The 21,834-nt window shown below is 31.7% G+C and carries 27 protein-coding genes; 21 read left to right on the top strand and 6 right to left on the bottom strand.

The annotated features are described in order from the left end of the window. Positions 1–45: 45 nt before the first annotated feature. From ACFFLS_RS03600 to ACFFLS_RS03505, 20 genes are all read left to right on the top strand, one after another. A complete protein-coding gene (locus ACFFLS_RS03600) occupies positions 46–378 on the top strand; it encodes a YbbC/YhhH family protein (RefSeq protein WP_379683174.1) in 333 nt (110 codons plus the stop codon). Positions 379–511: 133 nt separating this feature from the next. Beyond that, positions 512–916, top strand: a complete 405-nt coding sequence (locus ACFFLS_RS03595; protein WP_379689172.1) for a hypothetical protein — start codon at positions 512–514, stop codon at positions 914–916. 238 nt (positions 917–1,154) lie between these two features. Beyond that, positions 1,155–1,472: a hypothetical protein gene (locus ACFFLS_RS03590; RefSeq protein WP_379683176.1), complete on the top strand. Its 318-nt coding sequence runs from the start codon at positions 1,155–1,157 to the stop codon at positions 1,470–1,472. 135 nt (positions 1,473–1,607) lie between these two features. Then, positions 1,608–1,841 (top strand): DUF7336 domain-containing protein, encoded by a 234-nt coding sequence (locus ACFFLS_RS03585; RefSeq protein ID WP_379683177.1) that lies wholly within the window; start codon positions 1,608–1,610, stop codon positions 1,839–1,841. Between the two features lie 182 nt (positions 1,842–2,023). After that, entirely contained in the window at positions 2,024–2,986 is a 963-nt protein-coding gene (locus ACFFLS_RS03580; RefSeq protein ID WP_379683178.1) for an RHS repeat domain-containing protein, read from the top strand. Then, on the top strand, positions 2,973–3,644 hold the full coding sequence (locus tag ACFFLS_RS03575) for a hypothetical protein (RefSeq protein WP_379683179.1): 672 nt from the start codon (positions 2,973–2,975) through the stop codon (positions 3,642–3,644). Before ACFFLS_RS03580 ends, ACFFLS_RS03575 begins: the two co-directional genes overlap by 14 nt. A 578-nt stretch (positions 3,645–4,222) precedes the next feature. Then, a complete protein-coding gene (locus ACFFLS_RS03570) occupies positions 4,223–4,660 on the top strand; it encodes a hypothetical protein (RefSeq protein ID WP_379683180.1) in 438 nt (145 codons plus the stop codon). A 382-nt stretch (positions 4,661–5,042) separates the two neighbouring features. Beyond that, entirely contained in the window at positions 5,043–5,612 is a 570-nt protein-coding gene (locus ACFFLS_RS03565) for a hypothetical protein (RefSeq protein ID WP_379683181.1), read from the top strand. A gap of 327 nt (positions 5,613–5,939) precedes the next feature. Beyond that, positions 5,940–6,338, top strand: a complete 399-nt coding sequence (locus tag ACFFLS_RS03560) for a hypothetical protein (protein ID WP_379683182.1) — start codon at positions 5,940–5,942, stop codon at positions 6,336–6,338. Between the two features lie 155 nt (positions 6,339–6,493). Beyond that, positions 6,494–6,727, top strand: coding sequence for a DUF7336 domain-containing protein (locus ACFFLS_RS03555; RefSeq protein WP_379683183.1), 234 nt, complete (start codon positions 6,494–6,496; stop codon positions 6,725–6,727). A 131-nt stretch (positions 6,728–6,858) separates the two neighbouring features. Further along, positions 6,859–7,518 carry a hypothetical protein gene (locus ACFFLS_RS03550; RefSeq protein ID WP_379683184.1) on the top strand — a complete coding sequence of 220 codons (660 nt, stop codon included), beginning with the start codon at positions 6,859–6,861 and terminating at the stop codon, positions 7,516–7,518. 595 nt (positions 7,519–8,113) lie between these two features. After that, positions 8,114–8,605 (top strand): hypothetical protein, encoded by a 492-nt coding sequence (locus tag ACFFLS_RS03545; RefSeq protein WP_379683185.1) that lies wholly within the window; start codon positions 8,114–8,116, stop codon positions 8,603–8,605. Between the two features lie 230 nt (positions 8,606–8,835). After that, complete coding sequence (locus tag ACFFLS_RS03540) at positions 8,836–9,468, top strand: hypothetical protein (RefSeq protein ID WP_379683186.1); 633 nt, start codon at positions 8,836–8,838, stop codon at positions 9,466–9,468. Positions 9,469–10,010: 542 nt separating this feature from the next. Next, positions 10,011–10,511 carry a tetratricopeptide repeat protein gene (locus ACFFLS_RS03535; protein ID WP_379683187.1) on the top strand — a complete coding sequence of 167 codons (501 nt, stop codon included), beginning with the start codon at positions 10,011–10,013 and terminating at the stop codon, positions 10,509–10,511. Positions 10,512–10,719: 208 nt separating this feature from the next. Then, positions 10,720–11,619 (top strand): MerR family transcriptional regulator, encoded by a 900-nt coding sequence (locus ACFFLS_RS03530; protein WP_379683188.1) that lies wholly within the window; start codon positions 10,720–10,722, stop codon positions 11,617–11,619. A gap of 39 nt (positions 11,620–11,658) precedes the next feature. After that, complete coding sequence (crtID, locus tag ACFFLS_RS03525) at positions 11,659–13,131, top strand: bifunctional phytoene desaturase/3,4-desaturase (protein WP_379683189.1); 1,473 nt, start codon at positions 11,659–11,661, stop codon at positions 13,129–13,131. Further along, a complete protein-coding gene (locus tag ACFFLS_RS03520; protein ID WP_379683190.1) occupies positions 13,128–13,967 on the top strand; it encodes a phytoene/squalene synthase family protein in 840 nt (279 codons plus the stop codon). The genes crtID and ACFFLS_RS03520 overlap by 4 nt, the downstream gene beginning before the upstream one ends. Positions 13,968–14,059: 92 nt before the next feature. Then, entirely contained in the window at positions 14,060–14,500 is a 441-nt protein-coding gene (locus ACFFLS_RS03515) for a sterol desaturase family protein (RefSeq protein ID WP_379683191.1), read from the top strand. A 126-nt stretch (positions 14,501–14,626) separates the two neighbouring features. Then, entirely contained in the window at positions 14,627–15,091 is a 465-nt protein-coding gene (locus tag ACFFLS_RS03510) for an SRPBCC family protein (RefSeq protein WP_379683192.1), read from the top strand. A gap of 39 nt (positions 15,092–15,130) precedes the next feature. Continuing rightward, the gene (locus ACFFLS_RS03505; protein WP_379683193.1) at positions 15,131–16,423 is read left to right on the top strand and encodes a cryptochrome/photolyase family protein; all 1,293 of its coding nucleotides are present in this window, start codon (positions 15,131–15,133) and stop codon (positions 16,421–16,423) included. Positions 16,424–16,578: 155 nt separating this feature from the next. Here ACFFLS_RS03505 and ACFFLS_RS03500 read toward each other — a convergent pair whose 3' ends face one another. Then, complete coding sequence (locus tag ACFFLS_RS03500; protein ID WP_379683194.1) at positions 16,579–17,883, bottom strand: ABC1 kinase family protein; 1,305 nt, start codon at positions 17,881–17,883, stop codon at positions 16,579–16,581. Next, entirely contained in the window at positions 17,880–18,542 is a 663-nt protein-coding gene (locus ACFFLS_RS03495; protein ID WP_379683195.1) for a TetR family transcriptional regulator C-terminal domain-containing protein, read from the bottom strand. The genes ACFFLS_RS03500 and ACFFLS_RS03495 overlap by 4 nt, the downstream gene beginning before the upstream one ends. 97 nt (positions 18,543–18,639) lie before the next feature. Here ACFFLS_RS03495 and ACFFLS_RS03490 point away from each other — a divergent pair, with 97 nt between their 5' ends. Further along, entirely contained in the window at positions 18,640–19,551 is a 912-nt protein-coding gene (locus ACFFLS_RS03490; RefSeq protein ID WP_379689169.1) for a TIGR01777 family oxidoreductase, read from the top strand. A gap of 1 nt (position 19,552) precedes the next feature. Here ACFFLS_RS03490 and ACFFLS_RS03485 read toward each other — a convergent pair whose 3' ends face one another. The 4 genes from ACFFLS_RS03485 to ACFFLS_RS03470 form a co-directional block, all read right to left on the bottom strand. Further along, positions 19,553–20,122: a YceI family protein gene (locus ACFFLS_RS03485; RefSeq protein ID WP_379689167.1), complete on the bottom strand. Its 570-nt coding sequence runs from the start codon at positions 20,120–20,122 to the stop codon at positions 19,553–19,555. Positions 20,123–20,322: 200 nt separating this feature from the next. Continuing rightward, entirely contained in the window at positions 20,323–20,775 is a 453-nt protein-coding gene (locus ACFFLS_RS03480) for a hypothetical protein (RefSeq protein WP_379683197.1), read from the bottom strand. An 11-nt stretch (positions 20,776–20,786) separates the two neighbouring features. After that, positions 20,787–21,182 carry a VOC family protein gene (locus ACFFLS_RS03475; protein WP_379683198.1) on the bottom strand — a complete coding sequence of 132 codons (396 nt, stop codon included), beginning with the start codon at positions 21,180–21,182 and terminating at the stop codon, positions 20,787–20,789. A 98-nt stretch (positions 21,183–21,280) separates the two neighbouring features. Beyond that, positions 21,281–21,829, bottom strand: a complete 549-nt coding sequence (locus ACFFLS_RS03470) for an acyl-CoA thioesterase (RefSeq protein WP_379683199.1) — start codon at positions 21,827–21,829, stop codon at positions 21,281–21,283. Between the last annotated feature and the right edge of the window lie 5 nt (positions 21,830–21,834).

The raw sequence follows: 21,834 nt of genomic DNA, 5'->3' as shown, positions 1-21,834 counted from the left end.
AAAAATGATTTAACGATACCAACAAATTCATATAAATTTTAAAAAATGAAATCAAAAATAGCCACAATATTTATTGCTGCTTTTTTTCTTATAAGCTGTAACGATAAAACTAAAAGCTTTAGTAGTAATAAAATAAAAAAATGTGATGACTGTTTGGTTGAAAAAGAAGAGACAGCAATAGCTATAGCTGAAGCTATTTTATTTGAACGATTTGGAAAAGATAAAATAGAAGACCAAAAACCATACAAAATAAATATTAAACAGGATAGTATATGGGTATTAAAAGGCTCTTTTAATAAAATAGGCTTTGGTGGCACATTCTATATTGAAATATCTTCAAAGAATGCTAAAATATTAGAAATTTATCATGGAAAATAATCTTGGTATCATATAAAATCCCTCAACTGATGTGCTTATCTTGTTTGTGGAATTAATCCATATTTAAGAGTATGGACAAATGAGGGTAAAACAGGAAGCACAGGAAAAGCTACTAATAAAATATATTTACCTAATGGAAAAGAAAGAGGCTTATAGGACAAAATCAAAGATTTATTTTAGTTTTATCTTAAAAACCATAATCATATCATTCCTAATAAGTTGCTCAAAAGATGGTGAACATAAGCCATTTCACAAATGGATTGATGATATATATGGATGCAAAGGTTATAGAAATATAGAATTAGCCCAATTTACAATATCTAAAAATGATATGATTAATAATTCTTCAGAATCCGATGTTGTTAAAGTATTTGGAGAGGCTGATTTTATTGAAGGTAATTTATTAAATAAACAATTACTTTATTTGTCAAATTCAAATTGTGAAGATGGAAAACTTGTGAAAGAAAGTGATAAATGTTATATCGTATTTACTTTTGAGCTAAACAAATTAAAATCAATAAGTGAATTATGCGAGTAATTGATAATAACAACTGGTGATTACAACTTTTACCATTTCACTAGATATTACCCGATTGCACAGATAGATCACCAGGAACGATATCGAGGATTTTCAATCCGTATCCACAAAGATTGGTTTGTACTCTTTGTAAAACATTAATTCATATAACTTTTGTTTTAATTATTTGTTCTGTGTCTTACTGTTGTAGCCACGGATTGTAAACCACACTATCGGCCTAAAATAAAATAATTTTAACATGATAAGAGAAGATAGAAAAACAGAAAACATTGATTTAATTCAACTTGTAGCAAAAAGACCTGCAATGTTTTCAATTCATAATGTAGAATCTTTCTTTGTTTTTTTTAAAGGATATTCAATTGGTAAAAATGACTCAATAGTCACTGATTTTTTTACCTCATTTGATAATTTTATTCATAAAAAACATCCTGAAAAATGTTTAAAAAATATTGATACTGAAAAAATAATTAGGCTTTATAGTGCCAATGATTCTCATTCGTTAGAGTTATTAAATCTTTTGATAGATGAATTTATAAATGAAAATGATCTCTATTAGATTAAAGAACATTGATAAAAAATAAAAAACCGATTGCAGATATATCTCCAGCAACGATTGCAAATTCACGCTATCGCATATAATCAAATACAAAAACGAGGAGATAGAACATTTGAATAATTCAAACTAAATATTATGGAAGAAGTATATATCTTAGAACATGTATATGAATTTGAGAATACTGAAGAAATTAAATTTATCGGTGTTTTTACTACGAGAGAAAATGCTCTAAATGTTATAAAAGAATTAAAAGATTTACCTGGTTTTAATAGATTTGATGAAAATTGTTTTCAAATAAGTCAATGCAGGTTAAATCATTATGAATGGAAATCAGGTTTTATCTCTTGGGAAGAAGCAAATGAAGATTAAACAGTATCTTTTTATCAACCCGATTGCTTAGATATATCTCCAGTAATGATTCCGAGAATTTGCAATCACAAGTGTTTGAAGCCTTATTCGTCTTCCTTCTCTTTTTCTAGCAAATCCCTTTGAAGCAAATAGTTTCCTCATCATAGAAGTATTACCAACAAAAACGTTCTATTTTGCAACATGTGGAGTATATTGCATTTGGAGAGGTTTTGTTTGAGGAGCATTCATCTAGTTTTTCTAGTCCTTATTTATTTAATGGGAAGGAATTGGATAGGGAAACAAATTTGAGTTATTACGGGGCTAGGTATTTGGATATGAAAACTTCGCTTTGGTTGAATGTGGATCCTTTGGCAGAGAAAATGCCAGGATATGGAGCGTATGTTTATGCATTTAATAGTCCTGTCTGTTTTATAGATCCAGATGGTAAAGAACCCAAATATAGGTATGAAAATATCAATAAAAACACTAAATATGGTACAATCCTGGTACTGCCTATGAACTTTAAATCTGATCCTGCTTTGAAGGCAGATTACGATGCTGCAAAAAAACAAAAAATGCCAATAATCATGGTTTCAGGAACGGTGGGGCTAAAAAATTCTTTAAAAAATTTGAAAAAACAAAATGTTAATTATAACGCCATTTCAATCTCGCAACATGGAAATAAAGGTTTTTTTCAGATAGGAGATAATTCTCAATATATGTCAAGTGAATCTAAAGGAGGGAATACGTATTCATTCACTACTCCCCAAGGTAATCTGTCAACTTTTCAAACTAGTAGTTTTTCGGAATTTAATTATTTGAAAGATGTTTTAAAAGGGAAACTTGTATTTATTGGTGAATGTTTGGTAACAAAAGATAACGATAAACAAGCAATGTCTATGATTCAAAATTTTACAAACGCTACTCAATCAACTACTTTTACATCCGACCATTCAGTTCCTGGCGGATATTCTTATACAGGAAATGATACTTTTCTTAATAATAATAATAGTACTAATGGTTATTTGTGGTGGAAAAAGTATGAAGACGGAGATGACTATAATGATTATCATTTATTCAAACCTAATTCAAAATCAAAGGAAATTTATGACTTAAAAATTAGACTCAATGGGACATTTATTTGGAACAAAAATGATGGTAAATAATATGACTATATTTCTTATCAATATTTTTTTCATTTTTTTTAGCTGTCAAAGTAAAAAAAATGACGGTAATTATATTTTATATAAATACTTTGATGAATATAATCTGAAAGGGGTAAATAAAATTGATAATATAGAAAATTATGAGGGTAAATATTACGTGTCTGTATTAGCAGCTAAAGACAGTATAATTTTACACAAAATGCAGAAAAATAAAATAATTGAAAAACTAGTTTATTTTAAGAAAAAAGGAAATTGGGAATTAAACTCTAGAGAAGAAAATTCTGGAAATGAAAAATCTTTCAAAGGAATTAGTTATTATCACAAAAAAATTATAAAAAACGATACCATTTACAATTATAGCTATAACTTAATTAATGGGAAATATACTAATGGCTGTTTGTCATACACAACTAAACAAAAAAGTATTTTTTGTTACGATTGCGGAATAGATATTCTAGAAAACAAATTAGATACAGAATATGCAAAACAGTATTTAAAAGAATGCAATAACAAAGAAGTCTTTTATAAAAAGTACATTGGTGATAGAATGTTTATTTATTATGAAGATGGTACTTTGTTTGATGTCAGAAGTTTTTGTTTTGGTTATTTCGATTCGGATGAAAAAAATAATGAAAGTTTTATTGATGAATACCAATAATGTTGAAAAAAAACGGTCACGCATACATATATCTAGTAACAATAGCGCGGATTTGTAAATCCGTGCTATCGGCATGCTCTTTTTGAAGAAGCAGATTTACATAAAAATGAAAAAGTTCGTAATTTGCTTTCTAATAAGTTTTTTAATTATTTTTCTAATATCTTATCTCTCGGGATTGAATGATGACATTTTCAGAGAAAAGTATTATGAAGGAATATGGTATAAAGATTTAGTAAACTACTTTATATATTACATTATATGGGTTTTGCCATATTGGTGGTTTATCGTATTACTTGGCAGTTTCCTTCTAGGTGGAATGATTTTTCTATTTCTATTAATTTTTAGCAGAATATTACTTTACTTAAAAGCTGACTAGAAAAATTAGTCCAAAAAACCCGATAGCGCGGATTTCCAATCCGTACCCACAAAGATTGGTAGTTTACTTTGTAAATATACATAAGCACATTTATTTAGTTTTAATGATTTGTTTTGTGTCTTACTGTTACGGGCACGGTTGCAAATCCGCGCTATGGGAATAAAACTTTAATTTATTACTACATTATAAACTTCGCATATTTATGAGAACAAATTTCAAAATATTATTAGTAATTATTACACTATTAGTTGTTGTGGTAATGTCATATTTTGCGTTCATATATTTTTTTACTAAAGAACCAAAACCAATTGAGGTATATACTTTTTCTATGCCATACAAAGAATTAGAAAACAGAATACAAAAAGAAATGAAAAAAAAATCAGACAGCAATATTAAGATTGACAGCAGTTTTACAACAAGATATGTAACTCTAGGAAAAAATAATGACAGCTACTTTTTCATAACTAATATTGATAAAAATAAATCTAAAGAATATAATAAAAAAGCATGGATTGAACTTCAGACTGTTGTAGATTCAAATTTTACAATGCTTGATGTTTTCTATGAAAACAAAAACCAGTATTCTGACAAAATAAAAATATTTAAAGAAGATTTTATCGACAAACTAAAAAATGATTAATAAAGAATCTAGTCTAACAACTTTTGTATTGTTGCCTCCAGTAACATTTAATCATCTCTCCGTTCTCTAAAGTATTCAATTGAAAAGTTGTTTGCGGAGAAAATATCAGGATATTGAGCATATGTTTATTCTTTTAATAATCTTGTTAAATTTACCGATTCAAATGGTAAAGAACCAACTCCGTACGAATAAGCGTTTATGGCTCCTCATATTTGTGATGGAAAAATAAAATTAGCTGGAGGTTGCAAAGTATAAATGCTGCAAAAGGCATAAATTTAAATAATGATAAGGTTGGTTTTAAAGCTGAAGAAGGTATAATTCGACAGACAGCCACAAATGAAAAATGTTAAGCTACTAAATAATTTTTTTAAAGATTAATATTATGAAAAGAAAACTATACCTAGCAATTATTCTGCTTCTTATTATTACCATTCTATTTTTTTGTTTAAAGTTTTACACCAAAACAATTTATAGTCTAGCAATTGAAGAATGTGAAGCAAACTATAGTAATAGCTACAGCGAAAAATTTAATAAAGAACAATACAAAAAAAACACCAAATCCAGTATTAAATCTCTTTTAGTAAATAATTTTGACAAACAATCGTACGATAGCATTGTGCGAACAGATACTCCTGAAAAATCATTTATCTATTCGTTATTAGTTTCAAATAAATGGAATCATGCAGAAGCATCTTTGGAAGTATTTTATTCAATTGCACATTTAAATGAAGATAATATTTTTGTTGATTTTCCTGATTTGGATTTCTTAGATTCAGAAACTAGAAATTTGGCATTAAAATATTTAAAGAAGGCAGCGGATAAAAAAAGTCCAAATGCATTATATATTTTAGGAAACTACTATCTGCAGGGAAAATATTTAGAAAAAAATGAAGTACTTGGTAAAAAATTAATGAAAGAAGCTGAAATTTTGGGTACTGGAATATTGAAGTAAACTTAATCACGGAGATATATCTCCTACAACAATTACGCAGACTTAGTAATCCATACCACGCAAAAATTGGTTTATTCTCTTTGTAAAAAATTAATTCGTGTAACTTTTTTATTAATGGTTTGTTCTGTGTCTTACTGTTGTGGCCACGGATTGAAATCCGTGCTATCGGCAACTGCAAAAAATATAAAAAAAAAACAAGATGCCAGAATTAACTCTAGTAAACAGGCAATAAAAAAGAAGACCAAAAAAGATTTTAAATTAAACTCAATGGGCGAACGTACTGCAAAAGTATTAAGGAAATTACGTTAAGGACAAAGTATCAGAAAAATGAAAATAATAACAATTACATTTAGATTAGCAATAATACTGTTCTTTACTACGATCTGTTTCTTTTATTTTAGAGAACAAAATATTACTCAAAATGAAAATAATTTAAAAGATTGTATTATAACACAAATTGATTGTTGGCATGGTAAAAGTGGAAGCTCAAAAGTTTGGATACAATATAAAGACAAAACAGACAAGGTATCCGTTAGCGTAACGCTCTGCGATAAATTAAAAATTGGCGAAACCATTAAATTGTATTACGATAAAGATTTAGATTACTTTTTTAAAAAAGGATATGTAAATATTGGGTGGGTAATTGTTGCATTTGTTGTTTTAATTATATCATTTACAGGAAAACAAATAGATAAATTAAATGCTTTTCTAAAAAAGCAAAATTAAAAGGTTCATATAAATAAAAGATAGCTATTATAAAGTGTGACATCTTACTCGTAATGAAAACCCAATCACCTTATAATTGCAAATCCACAATATCGTCATATAATCAAATACAAAAACGGGGAGATAGATCATTTGAATAATTTAAACCAAATATTATGGAAGAAGTATACATATTACAACATAGTTATGATATTGGAGATTTTGAAGAGACTAAAATAATTGGAATCTATTCCACTATAGCAAAAGCAGAAGAAACAATAGAAAAATTTAAAAATAAAAAAGGTTTTAACAATCATCCAATTGAGTGTTTTTCAATAGACAAGTATAAACTTGATAAAGACAACTGGATTGATGGCTTTATCTCTTGGGAAGAAGCAAATGAAGATTAAATAGTATTTTTCAACCCAATCGCACATATATATATCCAGCAACGATAGCACGCATTTCAAATGCACGTTATCGGCTTTTCCTCTGGAGGAATAGAAACATCAATTTTTAAGCCTTTAAAAAAACAACTATCATGAAATTAAAATTATGCTTCATAATGATCAACTATATTTTATTCGTTAGTTGTAATAGACATCAAAATTCAATTACCTTACAAGAAAATATGAATTGTGACAAAAAAGTAGACAGTTTCAATTACCCTAAAGATTTAGAGTCATTGGAAGAAAAAAAATACATTTGCGACAATACGATACCTTTCATTGAAAATGATGAAAGGCTATTTCTAAAAAAAATGAAAATTACTTTTTCTGACAAAAGTTTTGCATTAATAAATTTTGATAGAAAAACAAAAATACTATTTGATAAAACAGAGAATTTACTACTCGTATTTAAAGCCTCAGAAATTGATAATTTTTATTTTAATAAATCTAGCTATAAAGAACTTTACCCATTGTCGTTGTATGTTTTAGATGAAAAATATTTACCAAAATATCATTTTGCAGGAGAGGTAATTACAATATTCAAAGACAATGTTAAAATGAAAAAATTTGAAGAGTATAGAGTAGTAATGAAAAACAAACCTTTGAATAAGAATTATGAATTATTTAAATATTCAGATTTAATTAAAGTGATCAAAGAATTAAATAAAGGGAATTATGAAATAGAAGAAGAAATAAGTCCCGATATGTTGAATTATTTTTATAAAGAAGAACCTGTTTGGATTGAATATTAAACCCTATAACGCAAACCTATCTCCAGCAACGATTGCAAATCCCCGCTCTCAGCACTTTTGGCATACCTTGACCTTGGAATAGAAATCAGCTCAAAAAAAAAAGAACAGCTAATTAATTATGATCAATAAAGAATCGATTCTAACAACTTTTATATTGTTGCTTGCAGTAACATTTAACCATTATACAGATTTTGGTTTTTCGTTGAAATCCGATATTTTTATTATATCATGGTTACTATTTTATTCTATAATCTTACCTATTAGTTTGATTATATGTGTTTTTGTTCGAAATAAAACCGCATCAGAATTATCAAAAATTAGTTTACTTTCATTTGTATGCTACATCATAAGTACATTGTTGTCTGGAGTTAATCTTATAGATTTTCAAAGATTTATAATTATTGGAGACGGTGCCACTAGATACGTCATTACAGCATTATTTTTACTTTGTTTTAGTACATCACTATCGTCTTTTTTTTATTTTTCAATTAAAATTAAAAAAAGGTGATTTGTCTCAAAAATGAAAAATAAATTTACTTGCAAAATTTTGACGAATATTTTTACGCAGTTCCTTTGACAGAAATTTACAAATAATATGAAAAAGTCTTATCGTTTAGCAAATCTCATCATAATTCTGCTTATTATTTTAACTGGATGCGGAGAAAAAAAGAAACATACTTTTTACGACGAAGTAGCATATTATCATAGTGATTATTATAAAATTCCTGGTCCACCAGAAAATACAGCTCGATATGAGGTTTATTATTTCAATTTTGTCAAGGAGAAAAATAAAATTAATTATGAAAATTTATCTCAATTTGGGTTTGTGAAAAATGAAATTAATAGTGAATTGTCTATCCAGATTGAAAATTTTTTCACAGATCATAACCCAGGCGAGTATTTCGCTGATCCCAGATGTTTAAATTGCTATCAAGACATAATGCTTTTTTACAAGAACAAAAAGCTAATCGGTGTCGCAAAGTTTGATTTCAAATGCGATAAATATTACTACACCAACTTTCTTTCGAACAAAAAAATCTATTTAAAAAGAGATTGCGGCAAATACCAAAATCTTTTTAACAACTAATTGCATTTACTAAAATCAAGAATGAAAACAATAATTAAATTTCTTTTAGTCCTACTGTATCTTTTTTTTATTTTCATCTGCTTTCTGTGGTTGGTTTTCTTTGGAAGCAGCCACAATATTCCTCATGATACCTATTTCGGATTGCTTTTTCTAACGGCTCTAATTATTGGAATAATTGTCACCGTAAAAATTATTCTGAGAAAAAAGTAACAGCAAATAAACTTCTAAACATGATACATCTCAATCTGGAAAATTTTAAGATAAAAGTATTCAATACATTAAGAAGAAAAGACGAACTCAAATATCTGGATTATGAAATTGACCTTTCAGAAAACCATACCAGATTTTATCTCAGCAATGGAATTTGTTTAGGATTTGATCAGAAAGTATTTGTTTATTATGCTGATGAAGGAATGCTGAACAATCCTGCTTCTGAAAAAAAACAATACTTAAATCGAGAAAGTACGTTACGAGAATTCAACATTGTAGAGGATGCGTTTGATTATATTGAATATTTGCAAAATCTAATGAATTCTAAGCAAATGGAACAGTTTTTTTATTTTGAATACAAATCAAAAAAAGCGAATCAGCTTTGGTGTCAGAAATTTTCTTTGAAGATTGTAAACAATAAAAGCGTCGACGATTACATCGCTCGAATAGACACATCTGGATTGGATTTCACTATCACTATTTGCTTTTTTAACGCGTATCAATTTCAAGTCAACTTTACGCCAAATAATGAGAACTGGTCCAGCCATAAAACCAAAAAATACGGTCATATAGATTCTTTATTTTTAGATTTAGAACTTTTTACCTCTTATGAATCAATCGCAATCGAAGAATCTGAAAGAGAGTTCTTTTAATTTCACCTAAAATAGAAATCAATTCAAAAATGATTATAAAAGACAAAGCCAACTTTTACGACGCTGTATTCTGCAGCTTTCTGTATTTTTTTATCGGAACCGTAGATAATTTGACAGGTTTACAATTTGAAAAACTTCTAAGCGGACTATTCGGCCCCAGCAATAGCGGATGGGAGTTTTTTATCATTCTAGTTTATGGCCATTCTTATCTGTATGGCGCTTTATTTTGTTCCTTTTTGGGTGCTAGCGATTTTTCGTTTATCTTCTGCCAAATCATCGTTTTTCTAATTTGTACAATGTTGCTTTATTATTTTTTGATGGAAATCAATAGAATCAAAACGAACAAACAAAAAAAAGATAACTAGATTTTAAGTTTTTTCAAGCAATTTTTTATCCGAAATCCGTTAAAAAAGGCTCTATAAACCCGCTAAGCATGATTTTTTATTTTTTAATCATTAATTAAAAAACAAAGCAACTAGGCAAATAAAACTTTCTTAAATTCGTTTCATATTCAAATTAACCTACTAATCCCAAATTAGTTTATGAAACATTTATTACTTGCATCATTTATGATGATTACATGCTCTATCTGGGCACAATCGGCAACCGGCTATTTTGACCGCGCAATGAAAAAAGCTGAAGCCGGAAACACAAAAGGCGCCATCGCCGATTACAACAAAGCCATAAGCATGAATTCTAAATTTGTCGAAGCGTACCAAAATCGTGGTGTTGCCAAACTTAAACTAAACGATCTAAAAGGTGCATTGGCAGATTTCAGCAAAACCATCGACCTCGACAGTATGAATGCCGATGCATTTACCGGAAGAGCAAATGTCAATTACAAACTCCAAAATTATCAAGCCGCCATAGACGATTGTACCTCATCGCTTGGCCTAAACCCAAAAGATTATATTGCATACAATTTAAGAGGTTTGGCGTACAACAAAATCGGCGACAAGAAAAACTCTTGTAAAGATTTTACGACTGCAATCGAATTAGGAAGTCAAAGCGCTTCTAAAAACAGATCAACATTTTGTAAATAGAAATTTTAACGAAATAGAAAGGCTGCATTTCATTTTGCAGCCTTTTTTTTATTTTAACTTAAAATAATATTTTTTTTACAAAATATAAACTTTTTTTATACAAAAAGCAGTTTTTAAACTCGTAAATCGCTAATAATCTATGTTTTTAAGGTTGTTTTAAGGTTGGATTTAAGATTTTATTTTACATTTGTCGATCCAATCCGAAAAAATGATAAACAACATTAAGACCGTCTTCAGCATTAAAGATCTTGAGAACTTATCAGGAATAAAAGCCCATACTATACGAATTTGGGAGAAGAGATACAACATTCTCGAACCTATGCGTACAGACACCAATATTCGCCTTTACAACTTGCAGAACCTGCAAAAACTCTTAAACATAACCTTGCTTCACGAGTATGGTTATAAGATTTCTAAAATCGCAACCTATCCAGAAGAAAAAATTCCGCAACTGGTTCGCGAAATCATTTCTAAGAAAAACTCTCAAAATTACGCCATTACTTCTTTCAAAATGGCGATGATGAATTTTGATCAGGAATTATTCTTTAATACTTTTGACTGGCTTATTTCTGAAAAGACTTTTAAAGAAGTTTTTAAAGAACATTTCCTTCCTCTTCTAAAAGAACTTGGACTTTTATGGCAGTCCGAAACGATTACGCCTGCAAATGAACATTTCATGAGTCATTTGATCAAACAGAAAATTTTGATCTATACAGAAAGTCTTCAGATCAAAAAGCCAACCAAAACAGATCGTATTTTTGTTTTGTCGCTTCCGCTGAATGAAATTCACCAGATTGGCTTATTGTACCTTCAGTATGAAATTTTAGACAAAGGCTACAAAACCATATACTTAGGCGAAAGCATGCCAATAGAAAACCTTCAGGATTTGACCAGACATTTTGAAAACATCACATTTGTTTCCTTTATGACTATCCAGCCTGATCGTAACGTAATCAACCAATACGTAAAATCTATGGGACAGAAATTGTTGCATAAAAACAACGAAATCTGGCTTATGGGCAAAATGACCGAACATATAGACGCAAAAATTCTGTCTGACAGAATCCGTGTTTTTGATTCGATGGAAGAAACTATTAATATGATCTAGTTTTATTTTGTTTAAAGTTTTTCTATATTTGTTAAACAAATGAGAAGAACTATCACAATAATAGGCTCCGGTTTTGCTGCTCTTTCATGTGCATGTTATCTTGCACAGCAAGGACATAGCGTTACCGTGTACGAAAAAAACGAAACCATAGGAGGAAGAGCCCGACAGTTTAAAGCTTCTGGCTTTACATTTGACATGGGACCAAGTTGGTACTGGATGCCCGATGTGTTTGAGAATTTCTTCAAAGACTTCAACAAAAAGACTTCTGATTATTATGAACTTATTAAGCTAAATCCTGCTTACAGAGTTTATTTCGGAGTGAATGATTTTGTCAGCATTTATGATAATTTAGAAGAGATCAAAAAGACTTTTGAAACCATTGAAAAAGGCAGCGCTGCAAAACTGCAAAGCTTTATTTCAGAAGCAAAAAGCAATTACGACATTGCCATCAAAGATTTGGTTTACCGTCCGGGTGTTTCGCCTTTAGAACTCATTACTCCAAAAACAATTTTAAAACTAAATCAGTTTTTTGGATCTGTCAGCCGCGACATTCAAAAAAAATTCAAAAACAAAAAACTGATTCAGATTCTAGAATTTCCAGTTTTGTTTTTGGGCGCCAAGCCATCAAAAACGCCTTCGTTTTACAATTTTATGAATTACGCCGATTTCGGTCTCGGAACCTGGCATCCTAAAACCGGAATGTTTGATGTTGTTCGAGCTATAGAAAAATTAGCCCTGGAACTTGGTGTTACCATCAAAACAAATGCTCCTATAGAAAAAATAGTGATAGAAAATAAAACCGTAGTCGGAGTTATTTCGAACAACCTGTTTGTTCCTTCAGATATTGTGGTCAGCGGTGCCGATTATCAGCACAGCGAAACTTTACTAGAAAAAGAACATCAGACTTACTCTCAAGAATATTGGAAAAACCGTGTATTTGCCCCTTCTTCACTCCTATTCTTTGTAGGATTCAATAAAAAAATAGAAAACATTTCGCATCATGCCTTATTTTTTGACACCGATTTTAACCAGCATGCCGAAGCGATTTACGACAATCCGAAATGGCCTGAGGAGCCACTTTTTTACGCCAATTTCCCATCAAAAACCGATTGGACAGCCGCGCCAGACGGAATGGAATCAGGATTCTTTCTTATACCGCTCGCACCCGGAATTGAAGATTCTGAAGATCTGCGTGAACAATACTTCGACAAAATAATTACCCGTTTTGAAAAGCTCACTAATCAAAGCATTCGTGATGCGATTATCTTCAAAAAATCATTCTGCAAAAATGACTTTGTAACCGATTATAATGCATACAAAGGAAATGCCTACGGAATGGCCAATACGCTATTTCAAACGGCTTTTCTAAGGCCAAAACTAAAAAGCAGAAAAGTTCGTAACTTGTATTTTACAGGACAGCTCACTGTTCCAGGACCGGGAGTTCCACCTGCTTTAATTTCGGGAAAATTAGTGGCAGAATTAATTCAAAAATCTTTAAAAGCTTCATCATGAAATCACTTTTCGACGCCGTTTCTTTCAAATGCAGCAAGCTGATTACCCAAAGCTACAGCACCTCTTTTTCGCTTGCCGTAAAAATGCTTTCACCAAGCATTCGCGAAGGCATTTATAGCATTTATGGCTTTGTGCGCCTTGCAGACGAGATTGTAGATTCTTTTCACGATTATGAAAAAGAATACCTTTTAGACGATTTTGAAACCGAATATTATAAGGCTGTACAATTAGGAATCAGCCTTAATCCTATCCTAAACTCATTTCAGCAAACGGTCAAACAATATAACATTACAGACGATTTGATTCAGGCGTTTCTCAAAAGCATGAAACTCGACCTTATCAAATCAACTTATACGACCAAAAGCGAATACGACGATTATATTTACGGTTCTGCAGATGTGGTCGGATTGATGTGTTTAAAGGTTTTTGTAAAAGGAAATGATCAAAAATACGAGCAGCTAAAACATGAAGCAATGAAATTGGGTTCGGCTTTTCAGAAGGTTAATTTCTTGAGAGATTTAAAAGACGACAACCTCATTTTAAACCGAAATTATTTTCCGGGAATTGACCTTAAGAATTTTGACGAAAATGCCAAAACTGCCATTATCAACGAAATTGAAGACGATTTTAAAATGGCTTTCCAAGGAATTATAAAACTGCCTATTGAGGCCAAATTTGGAGTTTATACAGCTTATATATATTACAAAAAACTCCTTAAAAAATTAAAAAATACGCCTTGTCATGAAATCGGAAATTCGAGAATTCGAGTTTCCAATTATACCAAAGCGGGACTTTTGGCGCAGTCTTTTGTAACTTATAAATTAAAAATGGTTTAAAAGAAACTCAATCTTTTTGAATGAATCTTTTACGTCCAAAAACTGCTTTTTACGATTTTAAATTCTAACTTTAATAAAGTAACAATAATAAAATGTTTTCTTTTTTGATTTTTTTAGGTGTTTTTTTGTTTATGGAATGCGTTACTTGGCTTACGCATAAATACATTATGCATGGTTTTATGTGGTATTTTCACTCCGACCATCATCAGCCGAAATACGAAGATACCTTTGAGCGAAACGACATTTTTTTCGTCATATTCGCCATACCGAGTATTCTGCTTTTTTATTTTGGTGTAAAAGGCGGTTTCAATTACTTATTTTTTATCGCGTGCGGTCTTACGTTTTATGGTACCTGTTATTTCTTAATTCACGATGTCTTGATTCATCAGCGGTTTAAATGGTTCAAAAACACCAAAAACAAATACCTGATAGCACTCCGCAAAGCGCATAAAATTCACCACAAACACCTCGGAAAAGAACACGGAGAATGCTTCGGAATGTTATTTGTTCCTTTTAAATACTATAAAATGTAAAATAATTTGGGCGTTTCCCTTCGGGCCGGGTTTTCCACTCCCGCTTCCCGATGAAAAATCGGGAGAGCTCCGCTACAACCCCTAACGCTCACGTAAAACAAGAACGATCTCGTAATAATTTGAGTTATGAAATTATACAAAATAGAAACCGTACAGCACATCAATACCACTATAGAAGAATGCTGGGATTTTTTCTCGAGTCCAAAAAACCTGCAGACCATTACGCCCGAAAATATGAGTTTTATCATTCAGGATTTTGACGGAAAAAGAATGTATCCAGGTCAAATCATAACTTATACGCTGAAACCGCTTCTTGGAATCAAGATTTCTTGGGTAACCGAAATTACCCATGTAAAAGACAATTCTTATTTTATCGATTCCCAACTTTTTGGTCCCTACAAATTATGGCATCACAAACATTTTTTTGAACCAACAGAAAATGGCGTTAAAATGACCGATATTGTACATTATGCGCTTCCTTTTGGCTATTTAGGACGTCTCATGAATCGCTTAATTGTTCAAGACAAACTCAAAACCATCTTTGGCTACCGTCGCAATAAAGTCGAAGAATTATTCAATTCTAAAGTATAATCTAACAAAGATTTTCGGAGCTAAATCCTTAACCTAAATATGACAAAACAAAAAACCAATTTTTTCTGGTTCAGACGTGATTTGCGTTTAGACGACAATTTCGGATTATTCAATGCGTTGCAGTCCGATTTTCCGATTATTCCGCTCTTTATTTTTGACGAAGACATTCTCGATCATCTTCCAAAAGACGATGCAAGAGTAACTTTTATCTTTGATTCTCTTCAAAAAATAAACGACGAACTCCAAAAAAACGGTTCTTCAATCTTAATCAAAAAAGGAAAACCATTAGAAGTCTGGAAATCCCTTTTAGAAGAATACGATATACAACAAGTCTTTTTCAATAAAGATTACGAACCAGCTGCGATAAAACGTGACCTTGCGGTTTCTGAATTATTAAAACAAAACCATACCGAAATACTTTCCTTTAAAGATCATGTTATTTTTGAGGAACAAGAAGTCGTAAAACAAGACGGACTTCCGTACACTGTTTACACACCATACAAAAACAAATGGCTCGAAAAATATCATTTTCTAGGCGTTGAAGAACACGACACAAAACCGTTTTTGTCAAAATTTGCCCAAAACAAATTTACATTTCCAGAATTGTCAGAAATTGGTTTTGAAAGAAGTTCTATAAAAGTGCAACCGCACAATCTCACACAGATTGCAAATTATAAAGAAACTCGCGATTTTCCGGCACTTGACAGCACTTCTTATCTTTCACCACATCTGCGTTTTGGCACTGTCAGTATTCGTAAATTGGTAAACTGGGCCAATCGAAAAAACCAAACCTTTTTAAGCGAATTAATCTGGCGCGAATTTTTCATCCAGATTCTCTTCAGCTTTCCAAAAGTGGTCAATCATAATTTTAAGTCGAATTACGACGGAATAAATTGGCGTAACAACGAAGAGGATTTTAAACGCTGGTGTACCGGAACCACAGGTTACCCAATGGTTGACGCGGGAATGCGCCAACTCAACGAAACAGGATATATGCACAATCGCGTAAGAATGGTCACGGCGAGTTTTTTATGCAAACATTTATTAATTAGCTGGCAATGGGGAGAAGCTTATTTCGCCGAAAAATTATTGGATTTTGAACTGGCATCCAATGTTGGAAATTGGCAGTGGGCAGCAGGAACGGGTTGTGACGCAGCGCCTTATTTCAGGGTTTTTAATCCCGAAATCCAGCAGAAAAAATTTGACGAAAAAGGAGAATACATCCGCAGATGGATTCCTGAATTTGATTTTGGCTACAATGAACCGATGGTCGATCATGCCTTTGCGAGAGATCGTGCGATTTCGGTTTATAAAGCGGGAATTTTGAAATAGTTTATTTTGTTTCAGGTTTCAAGTTTCAAGTTGTCTCACTCTAAATTTTGTTTCACGCAGATTTAGCAGATCAGCAGATTAAAAAACTTTGAAAAAGCGCTATACGCAAAGCTCTACCAACCTAAAACCTGAAACCTGAAACCTCAAATAAACTCTTAATACTTCAAATAATTATCTACAACGATTTTAGCTTTCAAATCGAACATTAAATTGTACAATCCAAAGAAAGTGCGGTTCATGTAAATAAAGTGTTTTGAACCTCGATTTCCGTTCATTTTTCTAAGATTGGTATCTTCAGAAAAGCGTTTGCCTAATTGCGCGATGGCGTCAAAAAAAGTCTCATCGGCAAAATCAAAAGTTTCGTTTTGGAAAGGCTTTGTAAAAAGTGACAACAACTCATGAAACATTTCGGTGAAATACGCAACTTCGGCAGGAGTGTCGTCAGGACGAAGGATTTCCAATTCTAATAATTTCTCATTAAAACGTTTTTCGTCAGTAATCACATTTTTATTGATCAACTCAAAATAGGGCGTATAAAATTCTTCTGGAATCTGTTTCATACAGCCAAAATCCAATGCAATCAGATTGCTGTTTTCATCCACTAGAAAATTTCCCGGATGTGGATCCGCGTGTACTTTTCGAAGCACATGAATCTGATACATATAAAAATCCCAAAGCGCTTGGCCTAATTTGTCTCCGGCAACTTTGTCATCATTAACTGCGGTAAATTCAGAAAGATGAATACCCGTCATCCAATCCATTGTAATGATTTTCTCTGATGAAAACTCAGGATAATAATTCGGAAAAAGTATGTTTTCTATTTTACTACAAGCCTCAACTACTTCTCTGCTTTGTTTTAATTCAAGAAGATAATTGGTTTCTTCTATCAGTTTGTCTTCGACTTCCTTGAAATATTTATCTGAATCTTTTCCCTGCAAGTTAAACATTCGGATCGCAATCGGTTTTACCAAAGCCAAATCAGATGAAATACTATTAGCAACACCAGGATACTGAACTTTTACAGCGAGTTTTTTTCCGTCTTTCACTGCCAGATGCACCTGTCCGATACTTGCCGCGTTGACCGAATTCGGATTAAATTCGTCAAAAATCTCATACGGCGTTTTTCCGAAATTGCTTTTGAATGTTTTTAAAACCAGCGGAGCAGACAATGGCGGTACCGAAAACTGCGAAAGCGAAAATTTCTCAACATACGCCTGTGGCAGGAAGTTTTTATCCATGCTGAGCATTTGGGCGACTTTTAAAGCGCTTCCCTTTAAGCTTTTTAGTCCGTCGTAAATATCTTCGGCGTTATTCTCGTTGAGTTTATCTCGCGTTAAATCTGGATTTACAACTTTTTCTGCATAATGCTTAATATAATTTACGCCGATTTTTGCGCCAGTCTGAACTAGTTTTCCAGCTCTTTCTATTTTTGAAGTTGGGATATAATCGATTGTTTTCATTGTTTGCTGTACACTTTTTCTTTGAATAAAAATTTTCCAAAATCTATCAAATGATTGATTGGCGCTACATTCATTAATTCGAAAGAAGCATTAACCGACTTCTCTATAAAAATATCCGTTTTTTCGAATGCTGGAGAAGCATCATCAATCCAGAATTTTATTGTCATCATGAGTTGCAACCAAGCCGATTCCTGAATTGCTTTTTCTTGGAATTTCTGGAATCTTTCTTGTTCCAAACGATAATCGTCTGTCAAAATTTCGCTTACATATTCCTTAAAACTATCTCGAAGAGCGGTAAGCTGCGCTAAATTTCGAATCGGATTTCTCTCCAGTTTCAAGGCTTCTAAAACATAACTTCTGTTTGCTGTCAAAACTTCAAAAAAAGTAAAGTAAAAACTCAGCATTTTATTTTTCATATCATACTGCTGATATTCTTCATTCTTATTAAGCAAATCAACGGTATTGCCAAAAAACATTCTGAATATTTCTTTCTCTAGACCTTCTAATGTTCCAAAAAAAGCATAAAATTCGACCTCATCAAAATCATTTTCTTTTGCAAAATGATAAACCGATTTTGGTTTCTGTCCTTTTTCTAAAACATAATCCATGTACAGTGAAACGATATCTTCTTTACTGATAACCTTATTTTTAGCTTCCATTATATTAAATTTAGAATTTGCTTTAAAGGTAAGCAATGTTTAAGTACCTTTACTTATAGTTAAACAGATTGTGCTGTTAAATAAATTATAAACTCTCATGTCCAAAAACGTCTTAATAACTGGAGGAACAGGATTCATTGGTTCTCATTTGACTGATCTGCTTTTAGAAAATGGTTATTCGGTCTCTGTATTAAGCCGCTCTAACCGTCAAAGCAACACTCAAATCACTTATTATCAATGGGATTTGAAGCGAAACTACATCGACGAAGATGCTGTTCTAAATGCCGATTTTATTGTACATCTTGCAGGAGAAGGCATTGTAGAAAAAAGATGGACCAAAAAACGCAAAAAAAGCATACTCGACAGCCGTGTAAAACCAATCGAACTGATTCTCTCTGTTCTGACGAAACACAACAAAACCCTAGACAGTTTTATTTCGGCATCAGGAATCGGAATTTATGGCGCCAAAACGAGCCACAAAATCTGTGACGAGGAAACTTTACCTGCAAATGATTTTCTGGGTGTAACTTGTCAGATATGGGAAAATGCTGTTGATAAAATCGACGCACTAAACATTCGAACTGCTAAAATCAGAACCGGAATTGTTTTGGCCAAAGACCAAGGTTTTATGAAAAAGATCACTCCTACTTTTAAATCTGGTTTTGGAGCTGTTTTAGGAACTGGCAAACAATATATTCCTTGGATTTATGTTGATGATTTATGTCGTATTTATCTAAAAGCAATTGAAGATGAAAAAATCAACGGTCCTTACAATGCCTGTATTACAGATAACACTACAAACACAAGACTCTCAAGATTGCTCGCAGAATTATACGGATACAACATCTGGTTACCCAAAATACCGCCTTTTTTCCTGAAATTGCTTTTAGGCGAAATGAGCGTTGCCGTCTTAAAAGGACAAAGAGTTTCGTCTGACAAAATACAAAAAACAGGTTTTGAATTCCGATTTACCGATTTGGAAAAAACGCTTATAAACTGTGTGAAATAATCTATTTCAACGCAGCATACATCAAATTGCCATTCTGTACAATTCCCGTCAGTTCTGTGTTGGCTGTGGAAGCAATTTTTGATGCAATTGCCATTGGAATCTGAATATCAAAATCTGAAACTAAAATTGGGAAATCAGAAATAATCTGAATTCCTTCGGCAACTTTTTTTATAAATGCATTCACAACAATCTCTTTAGATTTACCACGCAGCATGAGTTTTCCTTTTATCTGATAAGGTTTTGCTATTTCTGTAATGTCTTTCAAATCAAATTTTTGAATTTTACCCTTAAAAACTGCTTTAGGATAACGATTGCTTTCCATATAATTGTCATTGAAATGCTGTTGCATCAAATCTAATTTAAAACTAAAATCTTTGATTAGGACGGTACAGATAAAAGTGCTTGTTTTAGGCTCCAAAACAATGGCAACCTGTCTGTTTACAGCTTTTATTTCTTCAAAAAAAGGAACAGAAGCTTCGAAATTTACGGTTCCGGTATTGGTAAAAAACTTGTCTTGTGCAATAACCGAAAAAGCAGTAAAAAGTAAAATTAATAAAGTAGTTGTTTTCATAATCGTCTGCATTTAAACAATTATGTCATTTTATTTTTGATATAGAAAAGAAAAAATAAAACGGCAGTATTCCGTGAAAATCAGTTCGTTGAACTTCTTACTTAAAGTTACGAATTTTCGACGAAGACAGATTCCGTTTTACCCTTAAATATTTGTGAATTTTTCTAAGTTTTATTTCCCACTAAATAATCTTTTTATTTTTAATTTCTGCCTCTTATCAAAGCTGAGAATACATTAACAAAAAACAGCAACTGAGTAAATCCAACCAAGAAAAATAAAATTGTAATTGCCAGATATATATTGTTGTTATAATCAATTCCGTCTAGAACTTCGAGAAAATCTTTTGGGCTATAATCTTTGATTAAATAATGGAACAATACAATTAAGGCAAACCCTAAAACGCTGCTTATAACGTGTAAAAAAGTCATCCAACTGATTAAGTTGAAACGAAGTTTGATCAGTACAAGATAGAGCAAAGCAAAAAGCCCGAAAATAAAAGAGAAAATCAAACAAAAATCAATTCTTGAAACTATTAGATAAGTATCTTTAATATTAATATTGATACTTTTCTGAGGATTCAAAAATCCTGCAATAAGCAAAATTATCGCGACAACTAAAAATGCAAAATAAGGTTTCCTCTTTATAAAATTCATTCCAATAAAAATTAGGCTTTTACTTCGGTGCAAATCTCAATCAAAAATCCATTGAGGTCTCTTACGTATGCCACAATCTGTCCCCAAGGTTTTTCGTGCGGTTCCGAAACCATTACCGCTCCAAAAGAGGTTGCCTTTTGTAGTGTTTCGGGAACATTTTCGGTTATTAAACCAATTTCTGTAGCAAAAGGTTTATTCTCCAGATTGCTTTCTATAAAACCATCAGGCAGATTTTGCGCCGCCAATTTTTTTGAAGCAAAAGAAAGTGTCGTTTCTCCCGTAAGTAATTCACCATAATCGTTATCTGGCGAAACAAATTTTCTCGAAAAACCAAAAGCATTTTCGTAAAAAGCAATTGATTCTTCGACATCTTCAACGTATAATATTGTATATCCGAACTTAATCATCCTCTGAAATTTTAAAATTTATAATTCTTAAAGGTAGCCATTAATCTGTAATCCTTCTTTTATATTTTAGAACTAAAATTTACATCTTTATAATTAAATTAACTGATTTCAAGAAGTACATTATATTGATTAAGGCTTGCCAGATCTTCGATTGAATTTATATTGGCAACTTTTGCATGATCTTCGATTTCTTTTTTTGCTTCAATCTGTTTAATGCATTTTCTAAAACGGCGTACTTCTTCTAGATTAGATAAAATAAGTCCTGGAACAGCAACACTTTTTCCTTCTTTGTCTTTGGCAACCATTGTAAAATAAGACGAATTGCAATGTTTGACAACTCCTGTCTGAATGTTTTCTGCCTCAACACGAATTCCGACAATCATTGAGCTTCGGCCTACATAATTTACAGACGCTTTCATCGTCACCAATTCGCCGACCTCGATTGGCTTTAGAAAATTTACCGTATCAACAGAAGCGGTAACACAATAATTGCCGCAAAATTTTGAAGCGCTGGCAAAAGCAATCTGATCGAGTAATTGTAAAATATAACCTCCATGAATTTTACCGCTGAAATTGGTATGCGAAGGAAGCATTAATTCTGAAATACTAATTTTTGATGAAGAAACGGGCTTAAAATCTGTAGTCATGTTTT

It is taken from the genome of Flavobacterium procerum (genome assembly GCF_042431625.1).
GTDB classification, from domain to species: domain Bacteria; phylum Bacteroidota; class Bacteroidia; order Flavobacteriales; family Flavobacteriaceae; genus Flavobacterium; species Flavobacterium procerum.
Note: the sequence above shows the minus strand (reverse complement) of the source record. Positions and strands in the feature narration are given on the sequence as shown.